The organism is Sinorhizobium sp. BG8, assembly GCF_016864555.1.
Taxonomy (GTDB): Bacteria; Pseudomonadota; Alphaproteobacteria; order Rhizobiales; family Rhizobiaceae; genus BG8.
Window position 1 is genome coordinate 4,294,631 of sequence record NZ_CP044011.1, and the last position, 15,001, is coordinate 4,309,631.

Sequence of the window (15,001 nt, forward strand, 5' to 3'; positions counted from 1 at the left end):
GCTCAATCCTCGATTTTGGTCTCGACCGCGTCGAGGCTCTTCGGATTGAAATAGGCCTCCACCTTCTCGCCCTTGGCATTGATCGCATAGGCCTCGTAGCAGCCGTCTTCGCTCTTGATCGAGCGGACCTTCCAGCCCTCTTTTTCGAGGTTGGATTTCAGCGCCTCGCGCGGCTGCCAGTTCGAAAGGGGCTCATCGCATTTTTCGGCCGCGAATACGGCACCGGCGAGAGCGGCGTTGATGGTGAGAGCTGCAAGCAAAACCTTCATTGGGTTTCTCCGATTTGGTTGAAGACACCGCATTTCTGGGAGCCGAAACTGACGGCCGCCTGAACGGCGACGAAAGAATTTCACTCGCCTTGCATCCCTGTTTTCAGCTCCCTGTCAGCTTTTCCGGTCACGCGGGCGATGCTTCGCATGGTCGATAGAGTTTGACCGCCGGACGAAGAGAAAGGATAAAGCGTGAAGCGATTCCGCCAAACTGGCACGCGAAGCGAGCACGGATTGAGAGTTCTGCTGGTCGAAGATGATGCGATCCTTGGCGAAGCCGTGCGTGACCACGTCGCGGCTGGTGACCATGCGGTGGACTGGATGCAGCGGCTCGACGATGCGAGGGGCTCGCTGCGCGCAGTCAACTACGGCCTCATCCTCCTGGACCTTCGCCTACCGGATGGCAGCGGCATCGGCCTGCTGCGCGAGCTTCGCGCCAGCGGCAACCTCGCACCCGTCATCATTCTCACGGCCCACGACCAGATATCCGACCGCATCGAAGGTCTCAACAGCGGCGCGGACGACTACCTCGTGAAGCCGTTCAATCTCGATGAGCTGACCGCGCGCATGCTTGCCGTCACGCGCAGGTATGGCGGCAACCCGGTCCCGGTCATCCGCCTTGGCGATCTGGAGATCAATTCCGTCGATCGGCGCGTTACGGCCGAGGGCAAGGAGGTGACCTTGTCCGGCCGGGAATGGGCCGTGCTCGACAAGCTGATCTCCCGTCCCGGCGCCATTGTTTCCAAGGCGCAGATAGAGGAAGCGCTCTATGCCTTCGGCTCCGAGATCGAAAGCAATACAGTGGAGGTCTATGTCAGCCGCCTGCGCAAGAAGCTGGGCAGGCATCACCTCGTGACCGTGCGCGGCGTCGGCTACAGGATGGACGGCAACGCATGAAGGACCGCAGCATGACGCGCCAGCTCATTCTCTGGCTTGCAGCGGCGATCACGGCCTTCTGGCTGCTTGCCACCGGACTCGGCGTCCTGGTCATGCAGGATGAATTCGGGGAGATCTTCGACAGTTCGCTACAGGAAACTGCCGAGCGGCTGATGCCGCTGGTGATTGACGATCTCTTCCAGCGCGAGGGGCTACAGGCACCGCGCCGGCTGGAGGGGACGGCTGCCACGGAGGCCGAAGAAAAGTACCTGACCTACCAGGTGCGCAATGCCGAAGGCCATGTGCTCCTGCATTCGCACGACGAAACCGCCGCCCCCTTCCCCGCACCGCTGAAGCAGGGCTTCTGGGAGAACGAGGCCTATCGCATTTACACGGTCTCGGCCGTCGACGGTACGGTGTTCGTGCAGGTGGCCGACAGGATGGCGCATCGCCACGAAGCCGCGATGGAAGGTGGGCTCGCTCTCTTTCTGCCCATCTTTCTACTGGTGCCGCTGAGCATCCTCGTTGTCTGGCTGATCGTCCGGCGGATGATTGCGCCCATCAACGATCTTCGCCAGGCGATCGCAAGGAAGGACAGCGGAAATCTCGAGCCGATTGAGTTCGAAACGCTGCCGCGGGAGCTGCGTCCGATCGGCCGCTCGGTGAACCGCCTTCTTTCACGCCTGCGCGCCGCGTTCGACGCCGAGCGGGAGTTCACTGCCAACAGCGCACACGAACTGAGAACTCCGATCGCCGGCGCGCTCGCCCAGACCCAACTGCTGATCGCCGAACTGCGTTCCGGCCCGGCGAAGACACGGGCGCGGCAGATCGAGGCCTCGCTCGCCAATCTCGGGCGCCTCGCCGAGAAGCTGCTGCAACTCGCCCGGGCCGAGGCGGGGATCGGGACCATCGATGATCCAGTCGATCTCGCATCCGTTCTCGAACTGGTCGTCAATGATTTCGAGCGGAGTGCATCCGCGCCCGGACGAATCCGCTACCAACGCGATCCCGGGACGACCCTCGTGCGGCCGGTGAGCCAGGACGCGTTCGCCATCGTCGTCCGCAACCTGATCGAGAATGCCCTCGTGCACGGGAAACCTGACGAGCCCGTCGAGATCCGTCTTGAGAGAAACGGCATGCTCCGCGTCATCAATGGCGCCGCCCCACTGACGGAGGCCGAACTCCAGGCTTTCCGTCAGCGTTTCGCCAGGGGCAAGACGGGATCGCCGGGCTCGGGGCTCGGCCTTTCGATCGCAGAGCGGCTGGCGCACCAGATGAACGGTCGCCTGGAGCTTTTCTCTCCGGTCGCCGGTCGCAACGACGGTTTCGAAGCCCGTTTCACGCTCGACGATTGAAACCCGCCGCGCAACGCGCCATTTTCGGGTGGGAATAGCAATAAGGAACGCTTACTCGTTGTTTCGCGCATCTCATGCGGGAACAATCGGCTCGACTGAGCAACGCAAATCGCTCGAAGCGGGACGCAATCGGGCTGGAACTGGAGGGAAAGGGCAGCAGATGAGAAAGGCAATCATCGCAGCCGCGTGCATCACGAGCTTGGCCGCCTGCACCAGCTACGCGCCGGTCGAACCCATACCGGGCAGCATCACTTATGGTGGCCAGCCACGCACCAAGCTGACGAAGTCGCCCGTCGGGAGCCGCTTCGAGCACCAGTTTATTACCGACATGGGCGGCATGGCCTTCGAAACCTATGTGATACAGCCCGATCGATCGCTGTTGCTGGTCAACCGCTACATCGTCGACAGCTGGCCCCCTGACAGAGGTAGCCGGTAAGATCACCAGCCACTGACCGAAATGTGGAATGCTTTCAGTCGCAGTATCCGTCGCGAAACTCCGACTGTTGCAAATGATGTCCGCCTTGCGGAACGGGGAAATCAGGCCCTCGGAATTATCGTGATCAGGCATTCATCATGTGTATCCAGCCCAGCCCTCGCGCACTGAGGGCTGGTCAGGTTGAAAAAGAACACGTCCGAGCCCCTCCCCCAAGGCCGGATATTTCGCGCGAACGGACCCGCATCGTTCAGCATGACATCGGCAGGAAAAGCTCGGGCGCGGCCGGGCACATGTTCGGGCCTGACAACGATGTAGCGGGGCAGGAAATCTTCCTTGCGCAGTACTCTGGCGGAAAACGTCACCCTGTCCTGCCCCATCCAGTCAACTCCCTCGGTTACCGCCGCAAACTCAACGTTTCGCGACGGGTGTGCGCGCAGAATGCTTCACGAAGATACTTGCAGCAAGATGACCCGGTGGAGTCCGTACCACGATGCCGCTCAGGACATGATGACGAAGTCTTGGCCGCTTCGCGTGTCGGGGTGAAGCGGGACATCGGTCAGGACAAGCATCATGCCGGGGTGCATGTGCTTCTGCAGAGCCGCGAGGAATTCCGGATCCGCCTGCACCTGCTGGAGCAAGCCTTCCTCTTTCGAGATGTCATCGTCCGCGTCGTGCGAGTAGCTTACGACGAACCAGGACATGCCCTTCTGGTCGTCATGCGGACCGCGAAGAACGAAAACGTGTGACCCCGTGGGCGTCTTGCCCGTGAAACTCATCGTGCCTTCTGCGATCTCGGCGCCGTTCTCGAGGAGAACGATCTGCCTGTCTGCAAAGGAACCAATGGCCGAGGCGACCGGCTGCTTCTCCGCTTCCGCCCAGTCCTGCGGCGGCTTCTTGCCGTCGAGCGACGAGACCACGTCATTGAACTCGGACTCGGTATAGCCGGCCAGAACCATGCCGGGATGCTGGAGCTCCCAGGGATCGGTCGCGGCTCCCGCGATGATGACGGGCGTACCGAGATGAGTGATCTCGAAGAGTTTCGCCGAGAAGTCGAGCGGGAGCCGGACACAGCCGTGCGAGGCCGGATAACCCGGCAGGTTACCCGCGTGAAGGGCGACGCCGGACCACGTCAGCCGGTTCATGTTGGGCATGGATGCGTCGTCATAGGTGCTCGAATGGTGGTTCTTGTCCTTCTGGAGAATGACGAAGACACCGGTCGGCGTCTCATGTCCGGGCTTGCCGCTGGAGCAGGTCGAAACTGCGATGCGAATGCCGTTTCTGTAGACATGGACAAGCTGTTCGGGCAGCGAAACGACGACGGCCAATGGTCCCGTCATCTGCCTATCCGGGTGCCAGGTAAATTCACCCGGCTTGAGATCGGAGATCTCCTTCACGACCTCCGTCGAGCCGACCTCCCAGGCTACGAGGGCGAAGGTAAGGGACAGTCCCCCGGCGAGAACGGTTCTGCGGCGAACGCCTGGTTCGTCTACCTCTTCATTCATGGCATCCCCTCCGTTGTCGGGCGGCCCCGCGACAGCGTCGGCGGAAGCTCGGTTCTCTCGTTGAAATCGCAATCGCCAGGTACTGCTTCCTCAGCCGTTTCCGGAGGAAGACGTTACGTGTCCGGCACCTGTTCGGGCATGAAGGGTACGGTCAACGCATAGCCCACATCGACTTTTCGCCGGCCATGACCGATGTCCGACAGAATAGCGCGGATCCGCTCCGCTGCCCGCCCGTCGAAGACACCCGCCGAGAACGCCGAAGCGGCCCACTGCGTATCGTACCGTGCAACGATTGCCGCCGGGTCGCGGCCGGCCTGATCGAGCAGGTCCGACATTTCCAATGCGTTGCGCACGACGGGGATCCGCAGCGAGTCCCATACCTGGTCGAACTCCATGTATTTGGCGCTGACGGCGATCTTTCCGGACAGTGCCGCCTCCAGCAACATGGTGCTGTTCACGGAAACGAGCACATCGCTGACCTCGATCGTCTCATGCGGTGTGAGGAGGTAGAGGCTGGAATCGTCTATCGTGGCACCGTCGCTGTCGTGGATGTAGGCGATCGTTTCGGATGCAAGCACCTGATCCTTCGAAGGCGGGGTTCTGATGATGATCTGGTAGCCCTTCTCCAGCCCGGTCTGGACGAGGTCGCGGATCGACCGGTTCTGCGCCTCGCGAGCGGCCTGCATGTCGAACTGGCTATCGAGAGGCTGGACCGCGAAGGTTGCGATGGGTTTCCCTGGATCGAGCCCGAGCACCTCCACTGCATCCCTTCGACCGGCGTCGCGAATGCGATCCGTATAGTCGAACTTGGGAGCTCCGACCTTGACGATGCGCTCGGCGGGATAGCCTCTTTCCAGGAAGATCCTCTCCTGCAGGTCGCCCCAGGCAAGGATCAGATCGCAGGCGGGCGTGTTTATGCCGAGCACAGGATGTGTGTAGTACATGCTCTTCTTGGCAAACACGGACTCGTGGGGAACCAGGACGGTTGGAATTCTCAGCTGGGCAGCCGCATAGACGACATGGCGTATGAAAGGCTGCCAGTCGAAGGTAGCGATCAGGAACTTCGCCTGGTTCTTGTACGGTGACAGCTTGTGCATCACCATCCGGCGATAGGTCTCAGGATACTTCGCCGCGAACCTCAGCGCCTCCACCCTCTTGGCCTTGGACTCTACGTCCTTGAGGATCCGCAAATCGGCCAGCACATACTCATCCTCGCTGACCAGCGAGTGAACCAGCGCATCCGTGTGCTCGGGTATCCAGGACTGATAGAGGCCGATCGGCAATTCGGTGGCGGGAACCTGCACGCCATGGTTGGAAGCAAACCAGGAAGGAAGCGCTGATGGCTTGGAACTCGCCTTCGACTTGTCGCCGGGACCCTTGCCTTCCGCATGTTTGGAGGGGGACCATCCCGTTGTTCGTCCGATCAGTCTCTTGGTCCATTTTGGGAGAGATGCTTTCACTCTGACCTCCCTCGATCGATGTGCTGATGGCGCCTCATAGCGATGAGACGGTGAGTTGATGCCCCTATGCCCTCATCCGATCCGCAATGCCTGCCGGTACCCTGGTGGCTTCAGTCTTAGCTCATTCGCTGCGGCTGCCGGCCTGCGTGCTGTCAGGCGGCTCTGGCGATTCTGCCTCGGTGTCTTCGTTGGAACGCAACTCTGTGGAGTATCCAACCATCCTTCCGTCGAAGGCTTCAGAGCAGCCTGGAGGGAAGAATTTCGCTAAACGATCTACGTCGCCTGAATCGTAGTCAAGTTCTGGAAGCACTATGGGGTGCTTTCTTACGATGACGCTCACATTGTAGTTATAGTTCATTACTACTGCGTCGGAACAGTCGTTGCCAGATATAATGAGTTGATAAAGCAACAACCCTGCATTCCATAGTGACAGGTGACCTCCGACCACCGCATGTTTCAATGGTGGCACAGTAATGGCAAGCCATCCGTCCGGCGCCAGAAGCGACAGGCAGCGCACGAGAAAGGCGTTCGCATTGGGCTGGTGTTCGAGTACATGGCTACACCAGACGAGGTCGTATTGCCCTGGATCCTCGAGCTTCATGAAGTCACCGACGGTCCGCCGCACGCTATCCATGCTGTCCAGTCCCTGCAGGACCTTCGACTTGTGGACATACACCGAACGCCCGAAGTCCACGCAGTGCACCTTCTTGCCCGCCTTCGCGAACACGAGGGCGTGCTCGCCTCCGCCCGAGCCGACATCGAGCACATTCTCGATGTTCGGTTGCGACATTATGTAAGCGAGGGCCGCGCCGGCGCGCATCGATGCGAACGGATCGCCCGCCTGAAGCAGCCAGTGAACGGTTTCCCGCTCCCTCTCGACCTCCTGATTCCGTTTCTTTGCGAGCGCAAGATCCAGAATTTTCTTCGCCTCTTGAAGTTGTCCGGTCTGAAGGAGCAACCTCCCATAGAAAACGAGATCGTCGAATGATGATCTTTCACCTGCCTTGAACAATGCAACGATCATTGCTGCCTGATCAGATTTTTCCTCTTTCAGGAGAGACTTGATCCTTGTAGCGGCTTCTTTTTTGACGCTTGCTTCCGACATGATCGCTATTCTTTCCAAGAGCGGCATTTTGTCGTTGTTCTACTGAACCGATCGCAGAATAGGTTAAAGAACGAATTGAGCAAACCCCTCGCCGGATCCGACGGCAGTTTCGAGGTCGGAGATCGAAATCTCCGGCTCAACTGCCCCGCCCCGCTGCCATTCATTCCGCCTGTCGGGACCGTCGAGCCGGCCAACGTCTGCGTCCGGAATCCGCCTCGATTTTGTCGCGATCCTGTGGGACTGCGTGCGTGACACGCGCCATTTCATTTTCTGTCCAGGGCAATTGCCGCCCCGGTTCTGCGTCGTTCGAACAAAAGGCTATTTGATGTTTCCCGTTGCGATACCGCTCGTCGCCCTTGCAATGGCAGCTGCCGGCTTCGGCGAAGTCAATGCGCGGCTGAGGCGCGTCACCGACTTCCCGACCTATCACGCTGACAACCAGATCGGATACATTCCCAGCCCCAACCAGGCGGGGTCTTTCCAGGGTCGTGGCCAATGGGCCTTCAACGAGCTGAGCATGGGAACGGACGAGCCTTTCGCCCCAAGCGGGAAGCAGGACGTTCTTCTCATCGGAGACAGCATCGTCTTCGGCCGGCTGACCATGGAGCATCATCAAAGGCTCGCGGGCAGGCTCAACAAGATTTCGGGACAGAAGGTGTGGCCGATCAGCGCCGGAAGCTGGTCTCTCCAGAATGAAGTGCAGTACCTCCAGGATCATCCGAACGTCGTGGCAGGTGTGGACAAGATCGTCTTCATCCTGAACAGCAACGACTTCGTGGGCCCTTCCTCGTGGAGATCCGAGGAACACAGGCCGACAAAGCGGCCGATTTCGGCCTTGTGGTACATGCTGGAGAACCGCGAACGCAAACCGCTTCCACAGGTGCCGCCGGAGTTCAAGGTAAAGCCGAAGGATGCCCTGGGCGAGCTCGCCGCCCTCCTCTCTACGACTGAAATCCCCGTCGACGTCTGGTTTCATCCGAAAAAGAGCGAGCTTGGAAATCCCGGGCAACTCCAGAAGCATGCGGACAATCTGCACCAGAGGCTCGGGGATCGCGTCAGGATCTTCCACGTCGCAGATATTCGCGGATGGTCGAAGAAAGCCTACTCGGATGGCATTCATCCGAACAGCAGGGGCTACGCCTTGATGTCGCGAGGCATCGCGGCGACGTTGTGAGGCTCGCGGAAGGCACCGCGCATACCTTCCGCATCAATTTTCTCCCTGAGATCCTAAGGATCCAGCGCTCCGTTGCGGCCGCGACAGACAAACAGCGACCTGTCCGGAATTCCCCGTACGCACCGGCCGAGGCACATCACCCCCTACCCCGATTGTCCTGCCGGCGAACAGGCGACCCGAAGGTCGCCTGTCACGTTTCAGGTCCCGACGCATGCGTTCCGAAAGCAGTCACCGTTTCCGGCGTTAACGCATGCGCAAGTACCAGGAGCCAAAGCGTGGATGGCTAGTTCGAAGATCAAGGCACGCTTCAGTTGCCTGGCTTGTTCTTGATGGCTGCATCAATCTGCCTCTTCACGGCATCCAGGTTGAAGGAGGCTGGATCCTGCATCGGCGGGTAGTCAACCGCCGTCAGCGCCAGTTTGGCGACTTCCTGCTGGACACTGACGAACCGCCAGAACTCGCGAGCGAAAAAGTCGTTCATGTATCCGCCACCGAGATCATTGAGGCTCTGCTCTCCGATCGATGGTGTCCGCTCGAATGGATCCTGGCGGATGTTGACCATGGTGGGCATGTCCGTCGTCAGCTTGGCTCCGGGCCAACCCTGCGGCTGCTGGAAGAACTGGAACTTGAAGTTGTCGATGCGAACAGCACCGAGCGCGGGGCCGCCGAAATAGAAGAATTCATGCCGCGCAGACGGTCCTTTGCCCTCAAGCAGGTCCAACTGGTTGTAGCCGTCGAGATGGTTCTTGTACGACCGGTCACCCAACGTCACGCCCTTCAAAAGCTGATCTGTGATTTCGGGGTTGCCGGCTGCCGCCACGAGCGTGGGGAACCAATCCAGGGCAGAGAAAATGCCATTCTCGACCGCGCCCGCCTTGACCTTTCCAGGCCAGCGGATGATTGCGGGCGCACGGAAGCCACCCTCCATCACGGTACCCTTCGTCCCTTTGAACGGAGTCATGCCGCCATCGGGCCAGGTGAACACTTCCGCCCCGTTGTCGGTGGTGAAGACGACAATGGTGTTGTCTTTTTGACCCGCATCCTCCACGCATTTCAGGAGCGCGCCGACGTTGTCGTCAAGCTGCGCCATGCCGGCTTCCTCGAGACCAAAGTTGGTCTCGCTGTTCATCAGCGCCTGGTACTTCGGCGAAAGGAAGGTCCAGACGTGCATGCGCGTCGTGTTGTGCCAGACAAAGAACGGTTTGCCATCCGTCTTCGCCTTGTCCATGAAGTCACACGAAGCCTTGGACAAGACTTCGTCGAACGTGCCCATGTCGTACTTGGCCTTGGGCATGATGTCATGCATGTTCGGCACGTTGGTCATGTCGGCGTAGGGTGCCAGTGGACCTTCGTCCACGATCCGCTGCTTGCCGATCTTGCCCCAGCGCGGCTGTTCTGTCGTGTCGTCCGTATCCGTTGCGAAGGTGTGCACCACATTGCGAGGCCCGACCTTGTCCCGGTAGGACTGGTCATTCGGGAACGAATACCAGTAGGGGTCGGACATGGCATCGAGGTGATACAGGTATCCGAAGAACTCATCGAAGCCATGCAGCGTCGGCAGGAACTTGTTCAGATCGCCTAGATGGTTCTTGCCGAACTGGCCCGTGGCGTAGCCCTCGGCCCTGAGCGCAGTCGCCATGGTTGCGGCCTTGTCAGGCATGCCGACGTCCGCGCCCGCCTGACCGACAGTCGTCAGGCCGGTGCGCAATGGGATTTCGCCAGTAATGAAGCTTGCCCTCCCCGCAGTACAGCTTGCCTCCGCATAGTAGTCGGTGAACATCATGCCCTCGGAGGCAAGCTTGTCGAGGTTCGGCGTCTTGCCCGACATGATCCCCCGGTGATAGGCGCCAATGTTGAACCAGCCAACATCGTCACCCATGATGACCAGGATGTTGGGCTTGGCCTGTTCCTGCGCTTGGACCATTGTCGTGCTGCACAGAAGGTTGACGGCAACGGCCATCGCCGCTGCAACACATGTTGATGTTTTCATGTCACTCTTCCTCCCTCGGAACAACCGTTGCAAATAACTGCCAGGCTGCTTTCGGATGGGCACAGGTTAGCGTGACCCGCCGGGACCAAAACGACGTGAAGCGGCACTCGTGCCGTCATCCTGCGATTTCACATTGGTATGGGAAATTGGCCCTATCGTTGCCGGGCAACGAGGCGATGGTTGTCGTCCTCGACTACCCGCGCAACAGTTTACCTCATGTGGTGTCGAAGCGATACGGTGCTTATCGATGAGTGCATCATGCAGGTGTGTTTCGATGCACTGCGCAGGCGCGTTGGGTGGGATCCAAGGCTTTCTCCGCGCCAGACAGCCGTGGTCAAGAACTGTCCAGCAGGTCAAAGGTGGTTGAATTCCCGCCACGAGAACCAAGAGGCGGCGATCGCGAGCATCGTCCAAATAGCGATGACAGCCATGGGTCCGAAACGGCTGGTTGGTCGCCGTTTCTTTTCGGCGAGCGCTCGGAAGTCGGACATGAGCGGTCCTGGTATCAGACGGACAGCAAGAAGTATCCCGAGTGGCAGGATCAGACGATCGTCCAGATAGCCGATTGCAGATCTTGATCGTCCGCCAAACTGGCGCGGGCTGCAGTCAAACAAGCTGAAAGCTGTACTCCCGGCAGGGCCTTGAAAAAATGGTAGCGGAGGAGGGATTCGAACCCCCGACACAAGGATTATGATTCCTCTGCTCTAACCTACTGAGCTACTCCGCCGCCGGGCGGGACTGGAAAACCTGCTCGTTTTCCGTCCGGGTGGGCGGCTTATAAGGTGCCCTTCCCCAAAGTGTCAAGCGCTGTGCGGACAAAAAACGCGTTGTCTGCAAACGCCTCGAAAATCTCGCGATTCATGCGGCCGCAGGGGCTGCAAGAATGCGTTTCAGGGCCGTTTCGGCCGCCTCTTCGCGCTCGGAGCGCAGGATGAAGCCGCCGCCGTAGACGCGGGCGTCCTCGCCCTCGCCCGAATAGAGCGCGCAGGCCTGTCCCGGGGCGACCCCTGCCTCCCCTTCGGAGAGCTCGACATAGATGCCGGCCGAATCGGCAAGAAGACGGGCGGGCCGCGGAGGACGGGTGGAGCGCACCTTCGCATAGCAGTCGAATCCCTCGGCGGCGGTCTGTTCCAGATCACCATCCCCGAGCCAGTTGATATCGCGCAGATAGAGCCGGCGGGTCTCCAGCGCTTCCTTCGGTCCGACGATGACCCTGCGCGAGCGGGCATCGAGATATACCACGTAGAGCGGCTCGCCGGTGGCGATGCCGATGCCGCGGCGCTGTCCGATCGTATAGTGGAGAATGCCTTCGTGCCGGCCGAGCACGCGACCGTCGATATGCACGATCTCCCCCGAGAGCGCGGCATTCGGCTTCAGCTTCGCCACGATATCGCTGTACTTGCCCTGCGGCACGAAGCAGATGTCCTGGCTGTCGGCCTTCGCGGCGACGACAAGCCCCATCTCCTCGGCGAGCGCCCGCGTCTCGGCCTTCGAAAGATGGCCGAGCGGGAAGCGCAGATAGTCGATCTGCTCCTGGGTCGTCGCGAACAGGAAATAGCTCTGGTCGCGCTCGGCGTCGATCGGGCGATAGAGTGCGCGCCGGCCGGGATCCGCCGGGGTCGGATTTGCGCGGGAGCGGATGTAGTGGCCGGTCGCCAGCGCATCGGCGCCGAGCTCCTTGGCTGTCGCCAGAAGGTCCGCGAACTTGACGGTCTGGTTGCAGGCGACGCAGGGGATCGGCGTCTCGCCGGCAATGTAGCTTTCGGCAAAGGGATTGATCACCGTCTCGCGGAAGCGCTTCTCGTAGTCGAGCACGTAGTGGGGAATGCCGAGCGTCTCGCAGACGCGACGCGCATCGTCGATGTCCTGGCCCGCGCAGCACGAGCCCGCGCGATGGACCGCCGCACCATGATCGTAGAGCTGTAGCGTGATGCCGAGGACGTCATAGCCCTCGCGCTTCAGGATGCCGGCCACGACGGAGCTGTCGACGCCGCCCGACATGGCGACCACGACACGCGTATCTTCTGGCTTCTTGTCGAAATCGAGACTGTTCACGCGATCCGTTCCGGTTTGTCTGCTGCGGCCGATCCCGGTGCCGCACGGGCTTCCGCGCGCGCAGTCGAGTGATACGGCTCGAGGGCGGAAGCTGCTTTCGTTTCAAAACGCCGGAGCGCCCTTGCCGCGGTCACCCGCGCGCAACGCTCCAGCCATCCGGGCCAGGGAGTTTCCCGCGCCCTCGTCCAGTTCAGCCGACATATAGAAACTTGGCGCGCCGAGGGCAAGGGACAGCCGCATCCACGCGCTCGCAAGCCCTGCCGCAGGCTTGCGGCGGGAACATCCGGTTTCGGAACGGCTCAGCAGATCAGATGAGCTTCATCCGCATCGCGGAAGCGATTGCCTGCATACGGTTGACCGCCTGCAGCTTCTTGGTCGCGCTCTTGAAATAGCTCGAGACGGTGTAGACGGAAATGCCGAGAATGATCGCAATCTCGTCGCTGCTTTTTCCCGCGGCCGCCCAGCGCAGGCACTCGATCTCCCGGCTGGAGAGCTTCTCGCGCGTCGCAAGACCGGCGATCGACGTCCGCTCCTGGCATTCGAAAAGCTGCACGGAGGCGTAGTAGAGGAAAGCCATCTCCGCGCGCTCGGCCACTTCGCGCTGGCCCGCATAGAGCATCACGTGAGGCTCGCCGCCCGTGGAATGCAGGAGAAAGGCCACACAGCCGCCGAACCCGTGTTCCTCCGCGAGTTCGAGCACTTCCTGCCTCCGGCTGTCCGATGGATCCCGCGGCGCAAGCAACTGACCATCGCCGATCACCGGCCGCTTCGTCATGGTGACTTCGGCAAAGAGCTTGCTAGCATGGAACGTGCCGAGTGCATCGTACTTGCGAACCAACTCCACCGGCCAGTTGCTGACCATCAGCCGCTCGGAGAAGCGTTGCTGATCGTTCGTCGGAAGACGCGCGACGAGGAAATGCGTGAAATTGAAGTGGCTGGTGCACTGCCGCATGAGCCGCAGGACCTCGTACTCGGTCTGCACGGCGTCAAGGACGGATGTAGACAGAAATTCGGGCGACCATTCCTGCTGCATCAGCATATCATCAGGCTCTCTCATGTTTCTGCTTTTCGAATCTCGGGTATTGTGACCATCACGAGCCTGCTTTCAATCCGGAAATCTGGGGAGGGACCAATGCAAGATTGCAGCAGGTCCAATGCGGGCGGCTCCATCGTTGAACAGTGATGGCGCCGTGAATGAGACTGCGGAGAATGCAGGAGGGTTCTGGCGGCACCGACGATGCCCAACTACCCTTCCGCCGGCGTCCCTACAGGATTCGCCGGCTATGAGAAGTGGCTTAAATGCATAGCTCCCATGCAACGCCACGTCCGGGGCCCCTCGCTGGCCATGTCGGCGTGCTGTCATCCGCCGTCCACAGCAACAGTGAACCCGCTCAAATTGTTAGCAAATTGTTACTTCCGGCTTAGGCAATTCTTAAATGTGGCGGGATAGAGTGCCCGCATATGGTCTTGAGTGTGTGTAGAGAGTCCAATGACCGAATTGATACGACCCCGCGTAAAGTATGTCATCGGCCCCGATGGCAGTCCTTTGACGATCGCTGATTTGCCGCCGGCCAATACCCGGCGCTGGGTGATCCGCCGAAAGGCAGAAGTCGTCGCTGCCGTCCGTGGCGGCCTGTTGAGCCTCGAGGAAGCCTGCGAGCGCTATACTCTGACGGTTGAAGAGTTCCTGTCCTGGCAGTCGTCCATCAATGATCACGGCCTTGCCGGCCTGCGCACCACGCGTATCCAGCAATACCGCCACTAGCAATCTTTTCTTTTTTTCAAGACCTTGCGGCCGTGCTTAGCGCGGCCGCAGCCATATTTGCAGGACGCCAGCGGCCATGGCCGACGCCGCATAGAACCACAGTCCCGGCTGACTGAATGCCGATGCCAGTCCGCTGGTCTTCGCCGCCACGATGACAAGGGCCACCAGCATCACGTCCATCATCGACCACTTTCCGAGAAGCGGCAGGATGCGCGCAAACAGCCTGTCATGGTCCGCCCCGTCGCGCGGCACGACGGCTTCGAAGGCGATCCCCACCAGCTTGACCACCGGAAAGACCAGCGAGAACAGCGCCACCACTGTCGCAAGCGCGTAGTCCTGTTGCAGCCAGAGCGAATGGACCACTTCGACCAGCGACGGCGTTTCGCTGAAAAAATAGAGTTTCTCGAATCGGACCAGCGGCAGCACCAGGCCGAGCGCCAGGGAAAACGCCGAAAAGACCAGCAGAAGCGGAACGATCCAGATCATCTTGCACTCGTGAACGTTAGGCACCACTCTTCATAGCAGTTTCGGGACGGGAGCAAGGCCCCCTCACCCGCGCAAGAGTTGCACGTCGGCGCAGGCCGCAACAGGCAGGAGAAGGTATCTGTGGAAATTCGAAGTGAAGAAACGGGCTCGCACGGCCGCTATTCTGCGCTTGTTGAGGGACATGAGGCGGAAATGACCTATTCCCGCACCTCGCCGCAACTGATCATCATCGACCATACCGGCGTTTCGGATGCCCTGCGCGGCAAGGGCGTGGGCCAGGCACTCGCCGCCCATGCGGTCGAAGCGGCTCGCGCCGGGGGCTGGAAGATCATTCCGCTCTGCCCCTTCTTCAAGTCGCAGGCACTGCGCCATCCGGAATGGAGCGACGTGGTCAATCCGTAAGGGCAGATCCGCGTTACCGGACGGAACGCTGGCGCACAACGCCAAGAGGCCTCAGGATCGGTGCTCCACCGGTCCTGAGGCTTCCTGCGCTTCCGACTCTACGTCGCCGAACGGAACCGGCGACCC

Annotated in this window: 14 protein-coding genes and 1 tRNA gene; 6 read left to right on the forward strand and 9 right to left on the reverse strand. The window is 60.5% G+C overall.

Features of this window, described 5'->3' with window-relative positions:
* Nucleotides 1–2 precede the first annotated feature (2 nt).
* The gene (locus F3Y30_RS20000) at nt 3–269 is read right to left on the reverse strand and encodes a PepSY domain-containing protein (RefSeq protein WP_203424401.1); all 267 of its coding nucleotides are present in this window, start codon (nt 267–269) and stop codon (nt 3–5) included.
* Between the two features lie 234 nt (nt 270–503).
* Here F3Y30_RS20000 and F3Y30_RS20005 point away from each other — a divergent pair, with 234 nt between their 5' ends.
* The 3 genes from F3Y30_RS20005 to F3Y30_RS20015 all read left to right on the forward strand — a co-directional run bounded on the left by F3Y30_RS20005 (nt 504) and on the right by F3Y30_RS20015 (nt 2,936).
* Nucleotides 504–1,166: a response regulator transcription factor gene (locus tag F3Y30_RS20005; RefSeq protein ID WP_203426705.1), complete on the forward strand. Its 663-nt coding sequence runs from the start codon at nt 504–506 to the stop codon at nt 1,164–1,166.
* Entirely contained in the window at nt 1,163–2,500 is a 1,338-nt protein-coding gene (locus tag F3Y30_RS20010; RefSeq protein WP_203424402.1) for a HAMP domain-containing sensor histidine kinase, read from the forward strand. Before F3Y30_RS20005 ends, F3Y30_RS20010 begins: the two co-directional genes overlap by 4 nt.
* Nucleotides 2,501–2,660: 160 nt before the next feature.
* Nucleotides 2,661–2,936, forward strand: a complete 276-nt coding sequence (locus F3Y30_RS20015; RefSeq protein WP_203424403.1) for a hypothetical protein — start codon at nt 2,661–2,663, stop codon at nt 2,934–2,936.
* Nucleotides 2,937–3,433: 497 nt separating this feature from the next.
* Here the strand turns inward: F3Y30_RS20015 and F3Y30_RS20020 are convergent, their stop codons facing one another.
* The 3 genes from F3Y30_RS20020 to F3Y30_RS20030 all read right to left on the reverse strand — a co-directional run bounded on the left by F3Y30_RS20020 (nt 3,434) and on the right by F3Y30_RS20030 (nt 7,003).
* Complete coding sequence (locus F3Y30_RS20020; RefSeq protein ID WP_203424404.1) at nt 3,434–4,438, reverse strand: L,D-transpeptidase; 1,005 nt, start codon at nt 4,436–4,438, stop codon at nt 3,434–3,436.
* Nucleotides 4,439–4,551: 113 nt separating this feature from the next.
* Nucleotides 4,552–5,898 (reverse strand): hypothetical protein, encoded by a 1,347-nt coding sequence (locus tag F3Y30_RS20025; RefSeq protein ID WP_203424405.1) that lies wholly within the window; start codon nt 5,896–5,898, stop codon nt 4,552–4,554.
* A 121-nt stretch (nt 5,899–6,019) separates the two neighbouring features.
* On the reverse strand, nt 6,020–7,003 hold the full coding sequence (locus F3Y30_RS20030) for a class I SAM-dependent methyltransferase (RefSeq protein ID WP_203424406.1): 984 nt from the start codon (nt 7,001–7,003) through the stop codon (nt 6,020–6,022).
* 325 nt (nt 7,004–7,328) lie between these two features.
* Here F3Y30_RS20030 and F3Y30_RS20035 point away from each other — a divergent pair, with 325 nt between their 5' ends.
* Nucleotides 7,329–8,177 (forward strand): SGNH/GDSL hydrolase family protein, encoded by an 849-nt coding sequence (locus F3Y30_RS20035; RefSeq protein WP_203424407.1) that lies wholly within the window; start codon nt 7,329–7,331, stop codon nt 8,175–8,177.
* A 307-nt stretch (nt 8,178–8,484) separates the two neighbouring features.
* Here F3Y30_RS20035 and F3Y30_RS20040 read toward each other — a convergent pair whose 3' ends face one another.
* The 4 genes from F3Y30_RS20040 to F3Y30_RS20055 form a co-directional block, all read right to left on the reverse strand.
* Nucleotides 8,485–10,137: an arylsulfatase gene (locus F3Y30_RS20040; RefSeq protein ID WP_246753002.1), complete on the reverse strand. Its 1,653-nt coding sequence runs from the start codon at nt 10,135–10,137 to the stop codon at nt 8,485–8,487.
* 680 nt (nt 10,138–10,817) lie between these two features.
* A tRNA-Met gene (locus F3Y30_RS20045) sits at nt 10,818–10,894 on the reverse strand.
* Nucleotides 10,895–11,025: 131 nt separating this feature from the next.
* Nucleotides 11,026–12,222 (reverse strand): tRNA 2-thiouridine(34) synthase MnmA, encoded by a 1,197-nt coding sequence (gene mnmA, locus F3Y30_RS20050; protein ID WP_203424409.1) that lies wholly within the window; start codon nt 12,220–12,222, stop codon nt 11,026–11,028.
* Between the two features lie 307 nt (nt 12,223–12,529).
* Entirely contained in the window at nt 12,530–13,279 is a 750-nt protein-coding gene (locus F3Y30_RS20055) for a LuxR C-terminal-related transcriptional regulator (RefSeq protein ID WP_203424410.1), read from the reverse strand.
* Nucleotides 13,280–13,711: 432 nt separating this feature from the next.
* On the opposite strand from F3Y30_RS20055, the gene F3Y30_RS20060 reads away from it, so the two are divergent.
* Nucleotides 13,712–13,987 carry a DUF1153 domain-containing protein gene (locus F3Y30_RS20060; RefSeq protein ID WP_007769470.1) on the forward strand — a complete coding sequence of 92 codons (276 nt, stop codon included), beginning with the start codon at nt 13,712–13,714 and terminating at the stop codon, nt 13,985–13,987.
* A gap of 36 nt (nt 13,988–14,023) precedes the next feature.
* Here the strand turns inward: F3Y30_RS20060 and F3Y30_RS20065 are convergent, their stop codons facing one another.
* Nucleotides 14,024–14,473 carry a paraquat-inducible protein A gene (locus tag F3Y30_RS20065; protein WP_203424411.1) on the reverse strand — a complete coding sequence of 150 codons (450 nt, stop codon included), beginning with the start codon at nt 14,471–14,473 and terminating at the stop codon, nt 14,024–14,026.
* A 120-nt stretch (nt 14,474–14,593) separates the two neighbouring features.
* Between F3Y30_RS20065 and F3Y30_RS20070 the strand changes: the two genes are divergently transcribed.
* Complete coding sequence (locus tag F3Y30_RS20070) at nt 14,594–14,875, forward strand: GNAT family N-acetyltransferase (protein ID WP_203424412.1); 282 nt, start codon at nt 14,594–14,596, stop codon at nt 14,873–14,875.
* Nucleotides 14,876–15,001: the final 126 nt, after the last annotated feature.